The 20,836-nt window shown below is 65.8% G+C and carries 16 protein-coding genes, 1 tRNA gene and 1 pseudogene; 8 read left to right on the top strand and 10 right to left on the bottom strand.

Features of this window, described 5'->3' with window-relative positions:
* Window positions 1-48 precede the first annotated feature (48 nt).
* Both LDO29_RS02035 and LDO29_RS02030 read left to right on the top strand, forming a co-directional pair.
* Window positions 49-1,068 (top strand): class 1 fructose-bisphosphatase, encoded by a 1,020-nt coding sequence (locus LDO29_RS02035; RefSeq protein ID WP_224078121.1) that lies wholly within the window; start codon window positions 49-51, stop codon window positions 1,066-1,068.
* Between the two features lie 195 nt (window positions 1,069-1,263).
* A tRNA-Thr gene (locus LDO29_RS02030) sits at window positions 1,264-1,339 on the top strand.
* 123 nt (window positions 1,340-1,462) lie between these two features.
* Here the strand turns inward: LDO29_RS02030 and LDO29_RS02025 are convergent.
* Entirely contained in the window at window positions 1,463-1,834 is a 372-nt protein-coding gene (locus LDO29_RS02025) for a hypothetical protein (RefSeq protein WP_224078120.1), read from the bottom strand.
* Window positions 1,835-2,020: 186 nt separating this feature from the next.
* Window positions 2,021-2,689, bottom strand: coding sequence for a GntR family transcriptional regulator (locus tag LDO29_RS02020; protein WP_224078119.1), 669 nt, complete (start codon window positions 2,687-2,689; stop codon window positions 2,021-2,023).
* A 315-nt stretch (window positions 2,690-3,004) separates the two neighbouring features.
* Between LDO29_RS02020 and LDO29_RS02015 the strand changes: the two are divergent.
* The 3 genes and pseudogenes from LDO29_RS02015 to LDO29_RS02005 all read left to right on the top strand — a co-directional run.
* Window positions 3,005-3,137: pseudogene (locus tag LDO29_RS02015) on the top strand (D-glutamate cyclase family protein); the annotation flags it as partial.
* Between the two features lie 18 nt (window positions 3,138-3,155).
* Entirely contained in the window at window positions 3,156-4,817 is a 1,662-nt protein-coding gene (gene pxpB / locus LDO29_RS02010) for a 5-oxoprolinase subunit PxpB (protein WP_224078118.1), read from the top strand.
* Window positions 4,814-6,538: an acetyl/propionyl/methylcrotonyl-CoA carboxylase subunit alpha gene (locus LDO29_RS02005; RefSeq protein ID WP_224078117.1), complete on the top strand. Its 1,725-nt coding sequence runs from the start codon at window positions 4,814-4,816 to the stop codon at window positions 6,536-6,538. The genes pxpB and LDO29_RS02005 overlap by 4 nt, the downstream gene beginning before the upstream one ends.
* 250 nt (window positions 6,539-6,788) lie before the next feature.
* Here the strand turns inward: LDO29_RS02005 and LDO29_RS02000 are convergent, their stop codons facing one another.
* From LDO29_RS02000 to LDO29_RS01990, 3 genes are all read right to left on the bottom strand, one after another.
* A complete protein-coding gene (locus LDO29_RS02000) occupies window positions 6,789-8,345 on the bottom strand; it encodes a methyl-accepting chemotaxis protein (protein ID WP_224078116.1) in 1,557 nt (518 codons plus the stop codon).
* 326 nt (window positions 8,346-8,671) lie between these two features.
* The gene (locus tag LDO29_RS01995) at window positions 8,672-9,145 is read right to left on the bottom strand and encodes an SRPBCC family protein (protein WP_224078115.1); all 474 of its coding nucleotides are present in this window, start codon (window positions 9,143-9,145) and stop codon (window positions 8,672-8,674) included.
* 358 nt (window positions 9,146-9,503) lie between these two features.
* A complete protein-coding gene (locus LDO29_RS01990; protein WP_224078114.1) occupies window positions 9,504-11,120 on the bottom strand; it encodes a DUF342 domain-containing protein in 1,617 nt (538 codons plus the stop codon).
* 259 nt (window positions 11,121-11,379) lie between these two features.
* Here LDO29_RS01990 and LDO29_RS01985 point away from each other — a divergent pair, with 259 nt between their 5' ends.
* Window positions 11,380-12,213: a class I SAM-dependent methyltransferase gene (locus LDO29_RS01985; RefSeq protein WP_224078113.1), complete on the top strand. Its 834-nt coding sequence runs from the start codon at window positions 11,380-11,382 to the stop codon at window positions 12,211-12,213.
* Between the two features lie 9 nt (window positions 12,214-12,222).
* Here the strand turns inward: LDO29_RS01985 and LDO29_RS01980 are convergent, their stop codons facing one another.
* Window positions 12,223-12,813 carry a DUF1415 domain-containing protein gene (locus LDO29_RS01980; protein ID WP_224078112.1) on the bottom strand — a complete coding sequence of 197 codons (591 nt, stop codon included), beginning with the start codon at window positions 12,811-12,813 and terminating at the stop codon, window positions 12,223-12,225.
* Window positions 12,814-12,907: 94 nt separating this feature from the next.
* Between LDO29_RS01980 and LDO29_RS01975 the strand changes: the two genes are divergently transcribed.
* Window positions 12,908-14,182, top strand: a complete 1,275-nt coding sequence (locus LDO29_RS01975; protein WP_224078111.1) for a TIGR03862 family flavoprotein — start codon at window positions 12,908-12,910, stop codon at window positions 14,180-14,182.
* Here LDO29_RS01975 and LDO29_RS01970 read toward each other — a convergent pair whose 3' ends face one another.
* Window positions 14,183-15,799: an NAD(P)/FAD-dependent oxidoreductase gene (locus LDO29_RS01970; protein WP_224078110.1), complete on the bottom strand. Its 1,617-nt coding sequence runs from the start codon at window positions 15,797-15,799 to the stop codon at window positions 14,183-14,185. It abuts the gene before it with no gap.
* A gap of 476 nt (window positions 15,800-16,275) precedes the next feature.
* On the opposite strand from LDO29_RS01970, the gene LDO29_RS01965 reads away from it, so the two are divergent.
* Window positions 16,276-17,751: a sensor domain-containing diguanylate cyclase gene (locus LDO29_RS01965; protein ID WP_396022614.1), complete on the top strand. Its 1,476-nt coding sequence runs from the start codon at window positions 16,276-16,278 to the stop codon at window positions 17,749-17,751.
* Window positions 17,752-17,823: 72 nt separating this feature from the next.
* On the opposite strand, the gene lpxO is transcribed toward LDO29_RS01965, so the two are convergent.
* From lpxO to LDO29_RS01950, 3 genes are all read right to left on the bottom strand, one after another.
* Window positions 17,824-18,726: a lipid A hydroxylase LpxO gene (lpxO, locus tag LDO29_RS01960; RefSeq protein WP_224078108.1), complete on the bottom strand. Its 903-nt coding sequence runs from the start codon at window positions 18,724-18,726 to the stop codon at window positions 17,824-17,826.
* A 145-nt stretch (window positions 18,727-18,871) separates the two neighbouring features.
* Window positions 18,872-19,177, bottom strand: a complete 306-nt coding sequence (locus LDO29_RS01955) for a hypothetical protein (protein WP_224078107.1) — start codon at window positions 19,175-19,177, stop codon at window positions 18,872-18,874.
* A 36-nt stretch (window positions 19,178-19,213) separates the two neighbouring features.
* Window positions 19,214-20,626: a DUF2252 domain-containing protein gene (locus tag LDO29_RS01950; RefSeq protein ID WP_224078106.1), complete on the bottom strand. Its 1,413-nt coding sequence runs from the start codon at window positions 20,624-20,626 to the stop codon at window positions 19,214-19,216.
* Window positions 20,627-20,836 lie beyond the last annotated feature (210 nt).

The following is a 20,836-nucleotide window of genomic DNA, read 5'->3' as shown; positions in this document are numbered from 1 at the left end:
CGGCCCTCGCGGGACATGTAGAATTGCGGCCATCCAAGGAGAACCATCATGACTCGCATCAGCCTGACCCGATACCTGGTCGAGGAGCAGCGCAAGCACAATACGATCCAGCCCGAACTGCGGCTGCTGATCGAAGTGGTGGCGCGCGCCTGCAAGGCCATTTCCAATGCCGTCAACAAGGGCGCGCTGGCCGGCGTGCTCGGCTCGGCCGGCACCGGCAACGTGCAGGGCGAAACCCAGCAAAAGCTGGACGTGATCGCCAATGAAGTCCTGCTCGACGCCAACGAATGGGGCGGCCACCTCGCCGCCATGGCCTCGGAAGAAATGGAATCGTTCTACGAGATTCCCAACCGTTATCCGAAGGGCGAATACCTGCTGATGTTCGATCCGCTCGATGGTTCGTCCAACATCGACGTCAACGTCTCCATCGGCACCATCTTCTCCGTGCTGCACATGCCCAAGCCCGGCCAGACCGTGACCGAGGCCGACTTCCTGCAGCCCGGCACCCACCAGGTCGCCGCCGGCTACGCCGTGTACGGCCCACAGACCACGCTGGTGCTGACCGTCGGCAATGGCGTGCACGTGTTCACACTGGACCGCGAAGCCGGCAGCTTCGTACTGACCCAGTCCGATGTGCAGATTCCTGAAGACACCAAGGAATTCGCCATCAACATGTCCAACATGCGCCACTGGGCCCCGCCTGTACGCAAGTACATCGACGAATGCCTGGCCGGCGAAGAAGGCCCGCGCGGCAAGAACTTCAACATGCGCTGGATCGCCTCCATGGTCTCGGACGTGCACCGCATCCTCACCCGCGGCGGCATCTTCATGTACCCGTGGGACAAGCGCGAGCCCCAGAAGGCCGGCAAGCTGCGCCTGATGTATGAAGCCAACCCGATGGCAATGCTGGTCGAGCAGGCCGGCGGCGCCGCCACCAACGGCCACATCCGCATCCTGGACGTGCAGCCCGAAAAGCTGCACCAGCGCGTGTCCGTGATCCTGGGGTCGAAGAACGAAGTGGAGCGCGTGACGCGCTACCACCAGGAAACGGCCGCTCAACAGGGCTGACGCCGCAGGATCGACCCGCTCCGGAACAGGGCGCTTTCGAGCGCCCTGTTTGCTTTCGCGTGGCAGGAGTCGATACCAGGCGACGCCGGCGCCGCCCCGCCTGTCACCGGATGACCGGGTCGACACAAAAAAAGTTTGCAGTGCGGTAAAAGCATTGCTATTATTGCGGGCTGTTCCGGTTCACCGGAACAAGTTGCCGAAGTAGCTCAGTCGGTAGAGCAGCTCATTCGTAATGAGAAGGTCGGGGGTTCGATTCCTCTCTTCGGCACCAAAAGAATCAAGCACTTAGCCCAGCCAGCCGGTTGGGCTTTGTCGTTTCTGGGCATCATGCAGCACCATGCAGTCAGCCCGGCATCACCGAATGCGGCCGAAATGGTGCCGCTGGTGCGTTCTGCTATTGCGCGGTTGCAACCGGCCGCGCAGGGGCCGCAACGGCCTGCGTTTTCTCCGAGCACCTGCGCTCGTAGCTAAGCATCCGGAGTTGGTACGCCCGACTATCTGCGCTCTCCATCGCGGCATTCTTTTCGATGACGTTGCCGATGCCGAAGTCTCCGAGGAAGGAGAGAATCGACCTGCCGCTAAACTCGCTCTCCTTGTCGACCGCCTGGATGTAGCCTTGAACCTTGGCTTGTTCGAGCTGGATTTCACGGCAACTCATCGTCTGCCGCTCGAAGTCCGTTACCACTCCCTGGCGGCCGTAATTCTTCGTGGCACAGCCTTGCATGGCGAGCACGCAAAAGCCAATCGCCAGAATCGACTTGTTCATGACCCCTCCTCCCTGTTGTTGTTAGGAAAGGGTAGCGGGTGAGCACAATTCGCCATATCCACCGGAAGGATGAATGGAATGGGATTTGCCTCAGGCGATCTCAGGCGTGCGGCCCGTTTCAGCCACGCGCCTGCGGCTTACGCACGCGCCGCAAGCATCGCTCTTCCCATTACCGCCAGCCCACACTCAACGCGACATGAACACCGGATGGCGCGCACAAGCCGCCAACACAATGCGCTCGGACTGCGAAAGGTAGTCCTGAAGCGCGGTGGCGGCCTCGTTGAGCTTTCCCGCCTCGAATAGCTGCAGGATGTGCCCGTTCATCTCCACATATGGGGCATGGAGGAATTCGGAATCCTGCAGCATGCCGAATGCCAGGCGCAGTTCGGCAAGCAGGCGCGAGAACATCTCGTTCAATCGCTCGCTGTCGGCCAGTTCCACGATGGCCATGTGGAACTCCATGTTGGCCGTGCCTACGCCCTGCCAGTCTCCCTTGTCGCGGCACTGCGACGCCATTTCCACCGCTCTGTGCAGATGCTTGCACGCCGGGTGACGTGGATACGCCTGGCGCAGCGCCTGGCACTCAATCAGCCGGCGCACGCGGTAGATGTCGATGATCGCTGCGATGGTGGGCACAGCTACCGAGACGCCGCGGTTGGGCTCATGCTTGAGCAGCCCTTCCTTGGTCAGCACGCGAAAAATCTCGCGCAAGGTGTTGCGGGAGATCTGAAGGCTCTCGCTCAACGCCGCCTCCGACAAACGCTGCCCGGGCGAGAACTCGCCGTGCACGATCTTCTGGCGAATGAGTTCGGCCACGCGCTCGGTCAGGTTCTTCGTGTCAGGACTCGATGTCATCTCGTATAGGACTCGCTTGGGCAGGCCGGCCCGGCGCCGGGGCTCGAAGCCCGGAATGTTAGCGCACTTTGATGACGCAAACGCCCCACCTTGATGAACGGATTGCCCCGATTCAGTGACAAAGTAGCCTGCTTTGTCAGGCTAGGTGTATACCTTAACTGCCAATTTTCCAATATTGTTGAACAATACTTGTATTGTAGTTGAACTATGTGTGATTTTTACACCGACATTCCATGCAGATTACGGAACCGGAGCACATGACTGCAGAGCTGGAACCTGGCACCGCAGCCTGATCCGGACACCGTTGCGAAAGCAGAGATTCCAGTCTTCCGGGCATGCGGTGTCACGCCCCAGGCCGCCGTGATGGCCTCCGGCGTTCCGTTCGCCGTGACCCACGGCCGGCTATATGTTCATTACCGACGTGCCCGACGGTACCTGCCACGTCTGATTGCTTGCGGAGTCTTCGTTGCGTTTCCTTCCTGTCTCCCTGAACGCGTTGCTGGTGGAGCTGTCCGACCTGGACCAGACCCTGGCCCTGCTGGCCTCGCTGCAGCGCGATCCCCTGCCCGGCGTGGAAGAGCTGGTGCCCGCCGCGCGCACGATCCTTGTGCGTTTCCGCCCGGCTTCCGTTGGTCTGGCGACGCTGGTGCAAGCCATCGCCGGACGCAACCTGGCACCAAGCGCGGAGCGCGGCAGCACGCTGATCGAAATCCCCGTGCGCTATGACGGCGAGGATCTGGCGGAGGTTGCGCAACGGCTCGGCATCACGCCCGCGGAGGTCGTGCGGCGCCACACGGGCAGCGAGTACACCGTGGCCTTCACCGGCTTTGCGCCTGGCTTTGCCTATCTCTCGGGCGGCCACCCCAGCCTCGATGTGCCGCGCCGAAGCACTCCGCGCACGCGCATTCCGGCCGGCGCCGTGGGGCTGGCCGGCACCTTCAGTGGCGTGTACCCGCAGGCCAGCCCCGGCGGCTGGCAGATCATCGGTGTGACGCCCGTGGCCATGTGGGATCTGGACCGCGAACAGCCCGCGCTGTTGCAGCCTGGCTACCGCGTGCGTTTTGTCGATATCGCCACGCTGGATGTCGAATCGGAAACTGACACCTGGGCAGGCGCATCGAAATCCGCCATCGACGCGCCCGACAGCGGGCGCACCCGCGACGCGCTGGCCCCGGAGCAGACTGCACTTCAGGTCAGGGCGACTGGCCTGCTGACCGTTTTCCAGGATCTGGGCCGCCATGGCCAGGCCGGCCAGGGGGTTTCGGCCTCTGGCGCCATGGACCAGGCCGCGCTCAAGGCGGCCAACCGCCTCGTGGGCAACCCCAGCAACGGCGCCGCGCTCGAGACCGTGGGCGGCGGCCTGCAACTGCAAAGCCTTGGCGAGACAGTAGTTGCCGTGACCGGTGCCGACGCCCCGCTGACCCTGCGCACGGCAGATGGCCGCCAGTGGAGTCCGCCATCGCACCAGGCCCTGGCCCTGGCCGATGGCGACCTGCTGAGCATCGGCCAGCCCAGGGCCGGTGCGCGCTGCTATGTGGCAGCGCGCGGGGGCTTTGCGATCGCGCCGGTGCTGGGCAGTTGCGCCACCGACACCCTGGCCGGCGTGGGTCCCGCGCCGCTGTCCGTGGGCGATCTGCTGGGCCTGCAGCCGTCCCCGGCTGGCGCAGTGGTGAGCGAACCGGCGCTGCCCGCCGCCGACCTGCCCACACTGGAGCAGGAGGTCGTGCTGGACGTGGTCATGGGCCCCCGCACCGACTGGTTTACACCGGAGGCCGTGGCAAGCCTGGCCACGCAACGCTGGCAGGTGACGCCCCAGTCCAACCGCGTAGGGCTGCGCCTGGCCGGCGATATGCTGCTGGAACGCGCCATGGGCGGCGAGTTGCCCAGCGAAGGCACGGCCCTGGGCGCGCTTCAAGTGCCCCCGAGCGGCCAGCCTGTGCTGTTTCTGGCCGACCACCCGCTCACCGGCGGCTACCCCGTGATTGCCGCGGTAGCCCCCTATCACCTCGACCGCGCCGGTCAGATTCCGGTGGGCGCCTGGCTGCGCTTCAACCCGATCCGCGCGTTTGAAGAACTCACTCCGGCCGCCGCCCCGGGCGACGCTGGCACCTTCCGAGACCTCCGATGAAAAAAGTCCTGATTGCCAACCGCGGCGAAATCGCTGTCCGCGTCATCCGCGCCTGCGCCGATTACGGGGTGCAGTCCGTTGCCGTCTACGCCAATGCCGACATCGACGCCCTGCACGCGCGCATGGCCGACGAAGCCTACGGACTGGATGGCGACCGCCCGGCCGATACCTACCTGAACATTCCCAAGCTGCTGGAGATCGCCCGCAAGAGCGGTGCCGATGCCGTGCACCCTGGCTACGGCTTCCTGTCGGAGAGCGAAGGCTTCGCCCAGGCCGTGATCGATGCCGGGTTGCGCTGGGTCGGGCCTTCGCCGGCCACCATCGCCAAGCTGGGCGACAAGGTGGAGGCCCGCAAGATCGCGCTGCAGGTAGGCGCCCCCCTGGTGGCCGGCACGCCCGACCCCGTCAAGGATGCCGGGGAGGTGCTGGCCTTTGCCGAGCAGCACGGCCTGCCGATCATCATCAAGGCCGCTTTTGGCGGCGGTGGCCGGGGCATGAAGATCGCCTGGCGCATGGACGAGGTCGAGGAGCTGTATCACTCTGCCGTGCGCGAAGCCGTCACGGCGTTCGGCCGGGGCGAGTGCTTCGTCGAACAGTTTCTCGACAAGCCGCGCCACATCGAGGCTCAGGTGCTGGCTGACACCCATGGCAACGTGGTGGTGCTCGGAACGCGCGATTGCTCCTTGCAGCGCCGCAACCAGAAGCTGGTGGAAGAAGCGCCCGCGCCCTTCCTGACCGATGCGCAACGCGAGCGCATCCATACCGCCGCCCGCGACATCTGCGCCGCTGCCGGCTACACCAGCGCGGGCACCGTGGAATTCCTGCTGAGTGCCGGCGGGGCGATCTCGTTCCTCGAGGTCAACACCCGCCTGCAGGTGGAGCATCCCGTCACCGAGCAGACCACAGGCATCGATCTCGTGGTCGAGCAACTGCGCGTGGCCGACGGCCTGCCGCTCTCCGTCACGGATACGCCCGCGCCGCTGGGCCATTCCATCGAGTTCCGCATCAACGCCGAAGACGTGGGTCGCGGCTTCCTGCCGACGCCGGGCCCGGTGCTGCGTTTCGAGCCCCCTTCCGGCCCCGGCGTGCGCGTGGATGCGGGCGTGCAGTCGGGCTCCGTCGTGCCCGGCACCTTTGACTCGCTGATGGCCAAGCTCATCGTCAGCGGGGCCACGCGCGAACAGGCCCTGACCCGCGCCCGCCGCGCGCTGCGCGAGTTCCGGATCGAAGGCGTCGCTTCAGTGCTTCCCTTCCACCGTGCCGTGATCGACCACCCGGACTTTGTGGGCCACGACGGCTTCAACGTGCACACCCGCTGGATCGAATCCGACTTCGCCGAACCGCTGGCCGCAGCCGCGCGCGCCGAGCCCCAGGCAGATGGCAGCCTGCTTCGCACCGCCATCGAGATCGACGGGCGCCGCGTGGTCCTGGGCCTGCCGGCTCAACTGTTGGGCGGACTGGCTAACGCGCAGGCGGCGAGCCCAGCCATGGCTTCAACCGAGGCTGCCGATGCCAGAGATGTGCCGGCCCCCGTCGCGGGGACAGTGCATGCCTGGAAGGTAGCCGACGGCGACGAAGTCGAGGAAGGAGAACTCATCGCCGTCATGGAAGCCATGAAGATGGAGATGCAGGTCCATGCGCATCGCGCCGGCCGCATCACGCTGCGCACCGCCGCGGGCATCTTCGTGGCTGCCGGCCTGCCGATCGCGACCATCGGCTAGGCCCGCCGATTCGTGACTTCCCTGCCCCGGGACTGCCTCCAATGGGAGACCGGGACAGTCGTCGGGGTACATGTTGCGCGGGCGTTGGCCTTGTGTCCTGAGTTGGAAGTTCGTTGCAGAAATAAGTCTGTCGAGAAGGCGTGCGAGCCTAGGAGCGAAGCACAGCAAGGCTGGAGCCTTGCGAGCATTCGCGACGACGGATCGTGCGCCTTGTCGGCAGACTTATGCAACGAACTTGCAATTCAGGACATTAGCTCGCGAGCACGTTCACCGCATCCTCCAACGCTTGCGCCTGCTGCTTCAGCCCCATCGCCGCCGCAGCCGATTCCTCGACGAGCGCCGCGTTCATCTGCGTGATCTGCGTCATCTGTTCGACCGCCGCACTGGTCTGCTCGATCTCCACGCTCTGCCCCCTGCTTGCATTCGCAATGGCAGAAATCGTCCGCGTCAGCGCGGACACCGATCGCTCGACGCGATCCATCTCGCTGCCAGCGCTGATGGCCGCTTCGCTGCTGGCCTGTACGACTTCGAGCGAGTTCTCGATCAACGCCTTGATCTGCTTCGCGGCGGCTTCGGCGCGCTGGGCCAGTGATCTCACCTCCCCCGCCACCACGGCGAAGCCGCGGCCGTGCTGGCCCGCGCGGGCGGCCTCGACGGCGGCGTTCAGGGCGAGCAGGTTGGTCTGGATGGCGATGTCGTCGATCACCGAAGTGATCTCGGCGATCTTGCGCGATTGCGTGGTCAGCCGCTCCATCAGCGACGCCGAGCGGCGCACGCCGCCCGCTGCGGCGGATGCTGCCTCGGCGGTCTGGCGCCCTTCCTGGTGAGCCTGTTCGGCATCGCTTGCATTCTGCCGCGCGGTCTCGGTGATCTGCGCGAGCGTTGCCGTGGTCTCCTCGATGGCGCTGGCCTGCTGCTCGGTGCGCTCCGACAGGTCGGCGTTGCCGCTGGCCAACCCGACCGAGGACTGCCAGACGCTCTCGATCGAGTTCCGCGTGTCGAGCAGCACGCCCACCAGACGGGCGTTCATCTGGTTCAGGAAACGGCCAAGCAGCCGCGTCTGCGCATCGCCGCACTCGGGGAAGCGGTGCCGCAACTGCCCGGACAACACAGCCAGCGCGCTGCGGTTCAGGCGCATCACTGGCTGCAGGATGTTGAGCGCGAGATAGCAGGCAGCGGCCCCGCACATGGCCACGGCCGCGCCCGCCAGCAGCCAGGTGACGGCAGGATGCGCCGCCCAGACCGTTGCACTCGCCGCCGCCAGCGCGATCAGCACAACCTGCACGAACTGGACGACAAGCAGTCGAGCCACCACCGGCAGCCGCAGCAGGCGCTGGATCACACCGGCCGCGCCCTTGCGGAATGCCTCGCCGCCGGACAGGCGCCAGCGTGACCGCCCGTCGCGCTTCAGGTCGGCATAGAGCCTTGTCGCCGCGGCGATCTGCGCCGACGTCGGCGCGGTTCTCACCGACAGGTAGCCCGAGGGCTTGCCTTCCTGGAACACCGGCGTAACGTTGGCCAGCACCCAGTAGAAGCCGCCGTCCTTGCGGCGGTTCTTGACCACGCCGGTCCACGGCGTACCGGCACGGATCGTCGCCCACATGTCGGCGAATGCGGCAGCCGGCATGTCGGGGTGGCGGATGATGTTCTGCGGCTGGCCCAGGACTTCGGCACGGTCATAGCCGCTGCTGCGGAAGAACGCCTGGTTGGCGTACTCGATGTTGCCTTGCGTATCGGTCCTGGTGATGATGACTTCGTCCGATGGCAATCGGTATTCCTGATCGGTGACCGGCAGATTCAATCTCATGATGCTGGTTGTCTGTTCTGATGCAACCTTGACTCCGACTTCGCTACGAAAGTCGCCCCTGATATCCCGCCCGGCCCCTCTGTGTTGCCGAGCCGCGGGGAGTATTCCCGATGGGCTGCGCCAGGACGAGACGGGCCGCGGCGAACATCGCTGGGACTTGACGGCGCGCAAATGCCAGCCACGCCTACCCCTTCGGACGGATTGCATTCGCACAGTCGTTGGCCTGGCTGGAACGCCGGCACACGGCATGGAAAAGGCCCCGGAAGCGCGGCGCTCCCGGGGCCTTTTCCTGTCTGCGGAAACCAACACCGGCGCCGCGGCGCCAGCTATTTCAGCGACTGCGCATACGCTTCGAGCTGGGTCATGCAGGTGCCCCACCCTTCGAAGAACCCCATCTCCTCATGCTGCTCGCGCGATGCCTTGTCCTTGTGCAGGACGGTGGCCACGTAGCGCGTGCAGTCGCCCTCGTCCGCCATGGTGATATAGGCGGTCATCGGCAGCCACGGGTTGTCCGCCGGACGCCATTGCGCGACCAGCGCGGAGGTCCAGACGATGCGCGAGCGCGGCACCACGTCGAGGAACGCACCAGGGTTGTCGCTGGTTTCCCCGCCCGGGCCACGCATCAGCGTGTGGAAGGCGCCGCCCGGCGCAAGATCGAAGGCAAGGACTTCCGTGGTCCACGGCTTCGGGCACCACCATTCCTTCAGGTGGTTCGGGTCGGCCCAGGCTTTCCATACGAGATCCCGCGGCGCCTTCAGCACGCGTGAAATTTCGAGGTCGAGGTCCTGCTTACTGCTCATCGAGAGTCTCCTTGGCATGCAGCGCTTCAACGTAGGCAGCCAGGCGATCGGTGCGCGCCTCCCAGATCGCCTGCTGTTCCGCCATCCATGGCTCGGCAGCCTGCCATCAGGGAAGTTCAGGCTGACGCACTCGCGTCGGCAGAGCGGCGCGCAGAAGCAGGAAGGCCAGCCTGCGGGCTGGCCTTCAGTGATTCAGTGCCACGTGAGTCGGTTCCGTGTAACGCTTCCACAGATTGCTGATCCGCTTCTGCATTCACTGCCCAACACTAGCCATCGCCTATCCTGCGGCACCCCAGGACACAACTGCAGCTTAGTACAAATTCCGCTGGGCGGTACCCGCCCGATGCCGCCATGCCGGTCAGGTCACCGCAATGCGGTCGTCCACCAGGCGGATCTGGCCGCCAGGCTTATCTTCCATCACCTTGAGCACGCGGTTGCCGACCTGCAGCGTCACGCCGCCGTGGATGCGGCGGCCAGCGTCGATCACGGCGCCCGCGGCGGGCTGCATCTGCTCGCCAAGCTTCGCGAGCTTCTCGTCAAGCTCGAACAGGTCGCGCGATGACTTGAACAGCGTGGCGCGCGCCTTCTCGCGCAGGTCTCCGACCGCGCGTTCCGGATGCTTGGCAAAGAAGGCCACAAGCTGCTTGACCTTGTTCTGCTCCTCCAGCAGGCGCCGGCGCTCTGCCTCAAGCGCCGCGCGCTGCGCGTCCGCGTACGGGTTCAGGCCGACCTGCACGATGGTCGCGCTGCCCGCCGGTGCACCGAGCACCGGCGCACGCACCGCCAGCAGCGCGCGGCTGCGCCCGCCGCTGATGCTGCCCATGCCGCTGGTGCCGCCCACCATGATGCGTTCACCAGCCGCCACATCGCTCTGGCGGATACCGCTCTCCACCGTCACCTCCGTGCCTGCCTCGACCACCGCGTTCTCGATGAAGCGCGCCTGGACCGCGCCCCGGCAGCGCACGCTGGCCCGGCTGATGGTGCCGGCCGGGTCCGCATGCCCGGTTTCGGACTTGCCGATGATGCCGCCCTTGACCACGATGCTGCCGCCGGCCTCGATCGTGGCGGCTTCGATGACACCGTCCACGAGCACGTCGCCGCTGACCTTCACCGACATGCCGGTGCGGATGTCGCCCGACACGCGCAGCGTGCCATCGAACGCCACGTTGCCCGAGTGCAGGTCCACGGACTCCACCTGCACCACCGGGCTGACCGCGATGCCATGCATGCCTACCACCGGCGAACCGGCAAGGACCGCGACGAGGAGGTCCGGATCATTGGGATCGGCGGCGGCGCCGGTAAGCCCTTCGGCAAACGGCGTGTCTTCGACGGGATCGGCGGCCAGCGTCTTGCCAAAGACATCGACGCCGTCGCTACCGGGCTCGGCCGGGATGCGCCGCATCAGCGGCGTGCCGGGGCTGACCAGCATCAGGTTGCCCAGCTCGCGCAGGTCCATGGGTGCATCGTCGTCAACCTGCGCCGGCTTGCGCGGCTCCAGCAGGTTGACGAAGCGCGCCGGATGGCCTTGCCGCGGGGCAATGCCCGCTGCGATCTCGCGCAGTTCGCAGCTACCCTCGTCCAGCGCAGCCTCCAGTGCCAGTGGCTGGATCCGCGCGGTCACCCCGCGCTCAGCCACCGCACGCCGGATATCGGCCTCGGTCACCAGGCGGCCGCCTTCGGCACGCATCAGCGTGAGGCGAACGGCCAGCCCATCGTCGCTGATGTCCAGCTCGAACGCGCCGTCGACCAGCACGCCGACCGTGGCATCGATTTCGCGATCGGCCTGCTGGCACTGGCTGAGGAATTTCGCCACCGCGCGCTGGTCCAGCCTGGCCTGCTGCCAGCCATGGCTGGCCAGGCATTCGCGGAATGCGACATGGTCCGGTGGCAGCCGGCCCGCTTCGGGCACATAGCGTGCGCGCACCTGCTCGCCTGGCTCGCTGAGCTCCAGGCGCAAACCCGACTCGTGACTCATGAGTCCCCCCAAGTTCTCTTTGTGCAGCGGTGCCGCCACCTGCCCCGCCTGTCCAGGCACAGCAATGCTGGCTAGTGCGCTTGGCCGGCACTTCCGCTTGTTGTCAATCGATTACCTACGGCCGTTGACGACAAAACTTGAGGCAGGACAAACACGGACCTTGTGGTAATACAACCGGTCGGATTGGCCGACTGCGGTAGCGTTTTCGGTAAACTGTCGGCTCCCGAGGCGCCTGCCGCCTCCCGCATTCCCCGCAGTCATGGCAAATACCCACGAAATCCGCCCCGGCCAGTCAATCGAGCTGCTCAAGGAACTCCATATCCTGACGCGCGACGGCAAGATGAACCAGGACAGCCGTCGCAAGCTCAAGCAGGTCTACCACCTGTTCCAGTTCATCGAACCGCTGTTGCAGGAGATCAAGGCCGAGCGCGACGCCGTCACGCTGGTCGACCATGGCGCCGGCAAGTCATACCTGGGCTTCATCCTGTACGACCTGTTCTTCAAGACCCTGCGCGACCAGTCGCACATCTTCGGCATCGAGACGCGCGAGGAACTGGTGCAGAGCTCGCAGGCACTGGCGGCACGCCTGGGCTTCCCGGGCATGTCGTTCCTGAACCTGTCAGTGGCGGATTCCATCACCTCGCCGGCGCTGCCGGCCACGGTCGACGTGGTGACGGCCCTGCATGCGTGCAATACGGCCACGGACGATGCCATCCGTTTCGCGCTGGCCAAGCACGCCCGGCACATCGTGCTGGTGCCGTGCTGCCAGGCCGAGGTCGCCAGCGTGCTGCGCAAGAACAAGGGCCGCCTGCTGGCCGGCAACCCGCTGACCGAGATCTGGCGCCACCCGCTGCACACGCGCGAATTCGGCAGCCAGGTGACCAACGTGCTGCGCTGCCTGCAGCTGGAAGCGCACGGCTACCAGGTCAGCGTGACCGAGCTGGTCGGCTGGGAACACTCGATGAAGAACGAGCTGATCATCGCGCAGTTCAAGGACCTGCCGCGCCGCCGCTCTGCCGAGCGGCTGGAAAGCGTGCTGGGCACGCTCGGCCTGGAAGACATGCGCGAACGGTTCTTCACCACGCCCTTGTAAGCAGCGCCGCTACGCGTCTGCCTTGTGCGGCAATGCCGCGTCATCGTCGCCTTCCATCCAGCGTCGCCAGCCTTCATGGCCCAGGCGGCGCACGGTTTCCATATTGCGTTCGTAGATATCAGCCGCATCAGGAAAGGCTTCGGCAGCGCGCGCGATGCTCTCCTCGCGCAGCAGATGCAGGATGGGATACGGCGCGCGGTTGGTGTAGTTCTCGATATCGTCCGGCTCCGTCCCCTCGAACTGGTACTGCGGGTGGAAGCTGGCGATCTGCAACGTGCCTTCCAGGCGCAGGCTCCCGAGCAGCCGATCGGCGAAGTAAAGGAAGTCGTTGAACTCGAGAAAATCGGCCAGCGCTTCCGGCACGATCAGGAGCGTGGTATCGACCTGCGCCGGGTCGGTCTCGGCCAGCCGCTTCAGTTCGCGTTCCAGTTCGTCGAGCACGTCGGCGGCTTGCGTCGCATCGCTGACCACGTAGCGGACCTGCTCCTTCACATACACGCTCTTGGCAAAGGGGCAGAGATTGAGGCCGATCACCGCGCGCGCCAGCCAGTGGCGCGTGGCGGCGATGACGGCGTCTTGATGGCTGGCAGAGGACGGCATGGCGGCAAGGCAGGGACAAAGCACCATTTTAGCGCTGCCGCAGGCTCTATAATCCGCGGCGTAGCACGCCCCTGCCATCCTTCCACGCATTGCCATGCCGTCCACCGATACCCCGTCCGCCGCGCCCACCACCCTGCCGGTTGAAGCCGCCGTCATCGGTGGCGGGCCTGCAGGCCTGATGGCGGCCGAGGTGCTGGCCGCGCGCGGGGTGCGCGTACACGTGTTCGACGCCATGCCGTCGGTGGGCCGCAAGTTCCTGATGGCCGGCAAGAGCGGCATGAACCTGACGCATGCCGAACCCGAGCAGGCCTTCCTGTCGCGCTATGGCGAACGCACCGCCCAGATCGCGCCGATGCTTGCCGGCTTCGGCGCGCAGGCCTTGCGCGATTGGGTACATGAGCTAGGCATCGAGACCTTTGTCGGCAGTTCCGGCCGGGTCTTTCCAACCGACATGAAGGCCGCGCCGATGCTGCGCGCATGGCTGCATCGCCTGCGTGAAAGCGGCGTGCAGTTCCATATGCGTCACCGCTGGCTCGGCTGGACTGACCCTGCGGGGCGCACACTGCGCTTCGCCACGCCGCAAGGCGAACGACAGGTGCACGCCAATGCCGTGGTACTCGCACTGGGCGGCGGAAGCTGGGCGCGGCTTGGCTCGGACGGTGCGTGGGTGCCGCTGCTGTCGCAGCATGGCATCGATATCGCCGCGCTGCGGCCAGCCAACTGTGGCTTCGATGTGGACTGGAGCGCGATGTTCTCCGATCGCCATGCCGGCCACCCCGTCAAGCCCGTTGCGCTGGCCGTGACCGACATACAGGGCAACGCGCACCATCGCCAGGGCGAGTTTGTGATCAGCGCGGGCGGCATCGAAGGCAGCCTGGTCTACGCGCTGTCCGCGCCGATCCGCGACCGGATCGAGCGCGACGGCGAAGCCGTCGTCCACCTGGACCTGCTGCCCGGCCATGATGCGCAGCGCGTGCTGGCCGAGGTGTCTCACCCGCGCGGCTCGCGTTCGCTGTCGAGCCACCTGCAGAGCCGGCTGGGCATCACCGGCGTGAAAGCCGGCCTGCTGCGCGAGTGCCTGCCGAAGGAAGCAATGCATGACGCGGCAACACTGGCGGCATCCATCAAGGCGCTGCCGCTGCGACTGTTGCGTGCGCGGCCGATCGACGAAGTCATCAGCAGCGCAGGCGGTGTCCGTTTTGAAGCGATGAACACCAGCCTGATGCTGAACGCACTGCCGGGCGTGTTCTGCGCCGGCGAGATGCTGGACTGGGAAGCGCCGACCGGCGGCTACCTGCTCACGGCCTGCTTCGCGAGCGGCCGCACTGCCGGCCGGGGCGCGGCGGACTGGCTGGCGTCCGCGCGCTGATTAGCGGCCGTTGACGATGGCCAGTGCCACGGCCTCGGCCACTTCGATGCCGTCGATGGCGGCCGAGTAGATGCCGCCGGCATAGCCGGCACCCTCTCCGGCTGGATACAGCCCTTCCACATTCACGCTCTGGTAGTCCGCCTTGCGCTCGATGCGCAGCGGCGAGGACGTGCGTGTCTCGACACCGGTCAGCACCGCGTCGTGCATGGCGAAGCCGGCAATCTTCTTGTCGAGCTCCGGCAGCGCTTCGCGGATGGCCTCGATGACGTAGTCGGGCAGCGAGGTGCTGAGGTCGGTCGGCGTCACGCCCGGCTTGTAGGACGGCTCGACCGAACCGAGCGAGGTCGATGGCCGGCGCGCGATGAAATCGCCGACGAGCTGGCCCGGCGCGCAGTAGTTGCGCCCACCGAGCTCGAACGCGCGCTCTTCCCACTTGCGCTGAAACTCGATGCCGGCGAGCGGACCGCCAGGGTAGTCCTCTGGCGTAATGCCCACCACGATGCCCGCATTCGCGTTGCGCTCCGCGCGCTTGTACTGGCTCATGCCATTGGTCACCACGCGGCCCGGTTCCGAGGCCGCCGCCACGACGGTTCCGCCCGGGCACATGCAGAAGCTGTACACCGAACGGCCGTTGCTGCAGTGATGGACCACCTTGTAGTCGGCCGCGCCGAGCAGCTTGTTGCCCGCGAATTTGCCGAAGCGGCTGCGATTGATCAGCCCCTGCGGGTGCTCGATGCGGAAGCCGAGCGAGAACGGCTTGGCTTCCATGAACACGCCACGGTCATGCAGCACCTGGAAGGTATCGCGCGCGCTGTGCCCCACCGCCAGGATGACGTGCCCGGCCGGCAGGTACTCGCCCGTGGACAGCTTCAGGCCGCGCAGCTTGCCGTGTTCGATGTCGAGGTCATCGACGCGCGTCTCAAAGCGGACCTCGCCACCCAGCTCGCGGATCTCCGCGCGCATCTTCTCGACCATGCTCACCAGCCGGAACGTGCCGATGTGCGGGCGCGCCTTGTACAGGATGTCTTCCGGCGCGCCGGCGCGCACGAACTCGTTGAGCACCTTGCGGCCGTAGTGCTTCGGATCCTTGATCTGGCTGTACAGCTTGCCGTCCGAGAACGTGCCCGCGCCGCCTTCGCCGAACTGCACGTTCGACTCCGGGTTGAGCACGCTCTTGCGCCACAGGCCGAAGGTGTCCCTGGTGCGCTCGCGCACTTCCTTGCCGCGCTCGAGGATGATCGGGCGGAAACCCATCTGCGCCAGGAGCAGCCCGGCCAGCAGGCCGCACGGCCCCATGCCGATCACCACCGGACGCGGCACATTGCCGCCCTGCGGCGCCTGCGCCACGAAGCGATACGCCATGTCCGGCGTCACGCTCCAGTTGGGCTTGCCAGCCATGCGGCGGATGGCGGCGGGCTCGTCCTTCACCTCGATGTCGATGATGTAAGTGAGCTTGATGTCGGAGCGCTTGCGCGCGTCGTGGGCGCGGCGGAACACGGTGTATTGCACAAGCCCGTCGCCCTTCACCCCGATCTGGGCCAGCGCGCTGCGCACGGCGCGGTCGAGATCGTCTTCGGTGTGTTCGAGGGAAAGCTTGAGTTCGGAGAGGCGAAGCATTGGAAAACCTGCAAGGATGCGGCCACAGTGGTGGCCGGAACGGCCGCGTCACCTGTGCCACGGGGCATCAGGAGCGGGCCAGAAAAGGGCAACCGGCCGGGCAAGGCCGGCGCGGTGCGCCATTCTATCGGGTTTCCGCCATCGATGGGGCCGGCGGCGGCGGGCCAGGCGTGGCGGCGCAGCCATCGGACCAGCCCGCCCCGCGCGTTGCCAAGGCGCCGGCGCAGGCGCCTGCCAGAGCACCTCGGCAGCCGGCAGGCAATCGTCAGCGAGGAACACCGCCGGACCGCCTGACTCCCAGGCACCGCGCGCCACGCGGCGTGGCACTCGCCTTTTTGCAACACCGCTCCCTTTTTCGTGTGCGCTGGCCTATCCTTGCCGCTGGCGCGGGCGACCGTTTCCTGGCGAGGTTGCAAACCGTTGGCCAGATCGCCGCCGCACCACAGCGATCATCGGGATGACAAGAAGAAGGGAGAATGGCCTTGCGCAGTGCAACCGCGGCGTCGCGCGTCGACGACGACTACCAAACCCTGTTTCAACTGGCGCCGGTCTCGCTCTGGCTGGAAGATTTCAGCGCCGTGCGCGAGCACTTCGAGCGGCTGCGCGCCGAGGGGGTGACGGATTTGCGGGCCTACCTGCGGGCCAACCCGGACGAAGTGGCGCACTGCTCGTCGCTGATCCGCGTGATCGAGGTGAACCACCGCACGCTGGACCTGTTCCGCGCCGCCGACCTTGCCGACCTGGTCTCCAACCTCGACACCGTCTTCCGCGACGACATGTTCGACCAGCATGTCGAAGAACTCGGCCAGCTCTGGGACGGCGGCAACCGCTTCGCGAGCCAGACCGTGAACTACACGCTCGAAGGCGAGCGCCTCGATATCCGCCTGGAAGCCACGGTCATGCCTGGACATGAGGCCACGTGGGACCGCGTGCTGCTGTCGATCGAGGATATCACCGCGCGCGTGCGCACCGAACGCGACCTGCGCCGCAGCGAGCAATATGCGCTGGGCCTGTTCGAGCATTCGCCGGTATCGCTGTGGGTGGAAGACTTCAGCGCCGTGAAGATGCTGCTCGACGAAGTGCGCGCGGCCGGCATCACGGATTTCCGCACCTTCCTCAACGTGCATCCGGATTTCGTGTCGCGCTGCATGCAAGAGATCCGCGTGCTCGACGTCAACCAGCAGACGCTGCAGATGTTCGGCGCGGAATCGAAGGAAATCCTGCTGTCGCGCCTCGGCGACGTGTTCCGCGACGACATGCGCATCCACTTTGCCGAGCAGCTGGTCGACCTGTGGCACGAAAAGCTCTGGCAGCAGCGCGAGGTCATCAACTACGCGCTGGACGGGCGTTCGGTCGATGTCTTCATGCAATGGTCGGTGTTTCCGGGCCGCGAACAGGACTGGGACCAGGTGCTGGTGTCGCTCACCGACATCACGGCCCGCAAGAAGGCCGAAGCCTATGTGGAGTTCCTGGGCAAGCACGACGTGCTGACCAAGCTGTACAACCGCGCCTTCTACGAAGACGAACTGGCACGCCTGGGCCGCAAGGGTCCATGGCCGGTCAGCGTGGTCGCCGTGGACCTGAACGGGCTGAAGACGGTCAACGACCAGTTCGGGCATGGCGACGGCGATGCGCTGCTGCGGCGCACCGGCGAAGTCCTGAAGAAAGCCGTAGGCGAGCAGGTCTGCGTAGCCCGGATCGGCGGCGACGAATTCATGGTGCTGCTGCCCGGCCGCGACGAGCGCGGCGCGGCCACGGTGGTCGAGCAGATCGAAAAGGTCGTGGAACTGAACAACCAGTTCTACCCGGGCACGGGCCTGAGCTTTTCCATTGGCGCCGCCACCTGCCTGCAGGGCGAGCGCCTGAGCGATACCGTGAAGGTGGCCGACAGCCGCATGTACGACGCCAAGCGCGCCCACTACGAAACCCAGGGAGACCGCCGGCGGGACTGAATCCGGTCCCGCCATGGCAAAGAGCCGGCATAGCTGCCGGCTCTTTTCGTTTGCGCACCGGTCTGCCGGTGCTTACAGGTAGATGATCAGCGCGATGCCCGCAATGATCAGCCCGAACTTCGTCACGTAGTACAGCTTGCGGTTCCACGCCTTGTAGCGGCGGCGGTATTGCCCGGCCAGCCAGACGAAACGGAACAGCTTGTTGATCGTGCCCGTCTGGTCGTTCTCGTCGTTGGGCGAGCTCGCCGCGGTCATGACCTTGCGGCCCAGCCAGTGATTGATCTTGCTGGCCCAGCCAAAGCGCATCGGGCGCTCGATATCGCAGAACAGGATCAGGCGGTTGGCATCGCTCTTGTTCTCGGCCCAGTGCAGGTAGGTCTCGTCGAACACCACGCCCTGCCCGTCGCGCCAGCTATGGCGCTCGCCGTCGACCTCGATGAAGCAGCGGTCGTCGTTCGGCGTGGCCAGGCCCAGGTGATAGCGCAGCGAACCGGCGAACGGGTCGCGGTGCGGGTTGAGCTTGCCGCCCGGCGGCAGTTCCGCGAACATCGCGGCCTTCACGCTGGGAATGCCGCGCAACAGCGACACGGTCTTCGGGCACAGCACCTCGGCCGAGGGGTGCTGGGCTTCATACCACTTCAGGTAGAAGCGCTTCCAGCCGTTCTTGAAGAACGAATTGAAGCCGGCGTCATCGTTCTTCTCGGCGGCCTTGATCTTGCGCATCGCGGCCAGGGCCAGGCCTTCGTCGCGGATTTCCGGCCACGCTGCCCGGATCTTTTCCAGGTCCGGGAAGTTGTCGACCGGGATATAGGGCGTGCGCGGCACACCCGAAAACGCGTACATGAAACAATTGATCGGCGCGACCAGCGCCGAATGGTCGAGCAGCTGTCGCCAGATGCGCAATCTCGCCTTGCCGCGGAAATGCACATACAGGATGGCGCCAAGATACCCGGCGACGATAATCCACTTGATCACCCGAATTTCTCCAAGGCGGCCACAAGCCCGCACGCACGGAAAGTGCGCTGCCGGGCCGGAGCCAAAGCTCGTATTTTAAGCGAAATGGCAGGCCTGCCGCGCCGTGATGAGGCTGCGGCACATGGCCACCCTGCCGTGGCGCGTGCTAGCCGCGTGACTGCCGCGAAATGCGTTCGATCAGCGCGCGCGCATCGTCGGGCATGCCCTGCAGGGTCAACAGCCTGGCGTTGAGGACAAGGTTTTCCAGCACCAGCTTGGCGGTGGACGCCCACATCGTCGCCAACTGGGCCTCGGCAGGCATGCCTGAGGCCTCCAGTTCGTTCGAGCGTTCGGCAATCAGCCGGCACGCGAGCTGGCGCAGGGCCGCATCGTCGAACGGCAGGTTGGCGTAGTCGATCGGGTCTTCCTTCTCTACCTCGACCATGAGTTGCATCAGGATGTCTTCGGTCATCGGCAAGCGCTCCTGGCAATCCACTTCCCATCCGCGTCAGACGCGGAAGTCCGCAGCCATGTCGGCATCGGTGCGCGCTTCCAGTCGGCCCGAACGACAGGCGGCAACGAAGCGCTCGTAGTCCTTTTCGACCTGGTCGGCATAGCTGTTCGAATAGCCTACCATCACTTCGGCCATGCGGTCGCCAGTGCCGAGGTAGCCGCTGATCTCGGCGGCGAGTCCACCAGCCTTGGCGTGGGCTCTCGCCAACACCCAGCCGCACAGCGCACCGTATCTGCCCAGGATTTCGGCATCCATCAGTTCGATCTGCGGAGACAGTTTCATGTCGCGCAGCTGGCGCACGTAGAAATAGCGGCCTAACGGCCCCTTGGTCCAGCCGAGGAAGAGATCGCTGGCGGCTTGCATCAGGCGCTGGCCTTCCACGACGCGCTGGCCTTCATGCGCGACTGCGGGACACCTGAAGTAGCGCGACACGACGGAGCGCATCGCTTCCTTCACTTGCAGGAAGATCGGCTTGCCGTGGCTGTCGATCATCAGCTGGATCATGCACCGCGTGCCGACGCTGCCCACCCCCACCACCTTGAAGGCACGGTCATGCAGCGTGAAATGGCTGAGCAGCTCGCGGCGGTCAGGGGCCAGCGTACCGAGATAGTCCTTGAAGGCCTTGTCCGACACGGCGTCGAGGTCCTTCATCGCCATCCAGTCGTCATCCGGGTCGAAGAGCGTCTGTTCGCCGCGCACATGGAAGACAGCTGGCGGGGCATCCAGGATCGTCCAGCGGTCCCCGACCTGCCTGGCCAGCTTGGGCAGGAGCGCCTCGCTGGTACGGTCCGCCGCGCGTTCGATGCCGCGCCGGATACGCTTCTGGATGTCAGGCGAGGTCTCCTCCTCAAGCAGGCGGTCGAAGGTAATACGGTCGTACCACGTATCGAGAATGCCCATCCCGGCATAGGACTGCATACGATCCTGGTAGCTGCGCACGAGTTGGTAAACCAGATCGTCGGCTACGCCCTGCTTGTGGCGCAGGTGCCGGGCAGCGACGACAAAGCTCGCGGCCAGGCGCTTGAGGTCCCATTCCCATGGCCCGACGCTGGTCTCGTCGAAATCGTTCACGTCGAACAGCAGTGCGCGCTCGGGCGTGGCGAAGCCACCGAAGTTGGCAATGTGGCAGTCGCCGCAGATCTGCATGTGCAGGCCGGAATTGGGCGTGCCCGCCAGGTCGTGTGCCTGCACGATCGCACTGCCGCGGTAAAACGCGAACGGGGACTCGATCATGCGGCCGTAGCGCAACGGAACGAGTTGCCGCACCCTGCCTTCGCTGCTGATCTGCAGCAACTCGACCGGATCCCGGTCCACATTGCCGATTGCCATATGCGCGCCGCGCGGCACCTTGCTGCGCACGGACTTGCCGCTGCCGCGCCGATCGCCCGGATCTTCAGTTGTCGCCACAGTGCCCCCATGCCGGCAGCGCCGACAATCGCCATTTGTGCAGCATATGTAACAGAAGCTAGTGCACGGCCTGCCGCTTGTCAATTTCAGCGGATGTCAGAGAAAAGGCGATACGAGTGCGCAAAGAGAGGCCGCGGCACCGCCATGCGCGCGCTTCGTCTCAGGGATATCACTCTCTCCCGCAATCGGCGGCAAATGGTACTCTGCCGC

The sequence above is a fragment of the Cupriavidus laharis genome, from assembly GCF_914271435.1.
Lineage (GTDB): Bacteria > Pseudomonadota > Gammaproteobacteria > Burkholderiales > Burkholderiaceae > Cupriavidus > Cupriavidus laharis.
This window is presented reverse-complemented; position numbering and strand designations above follow the sequence as displayed.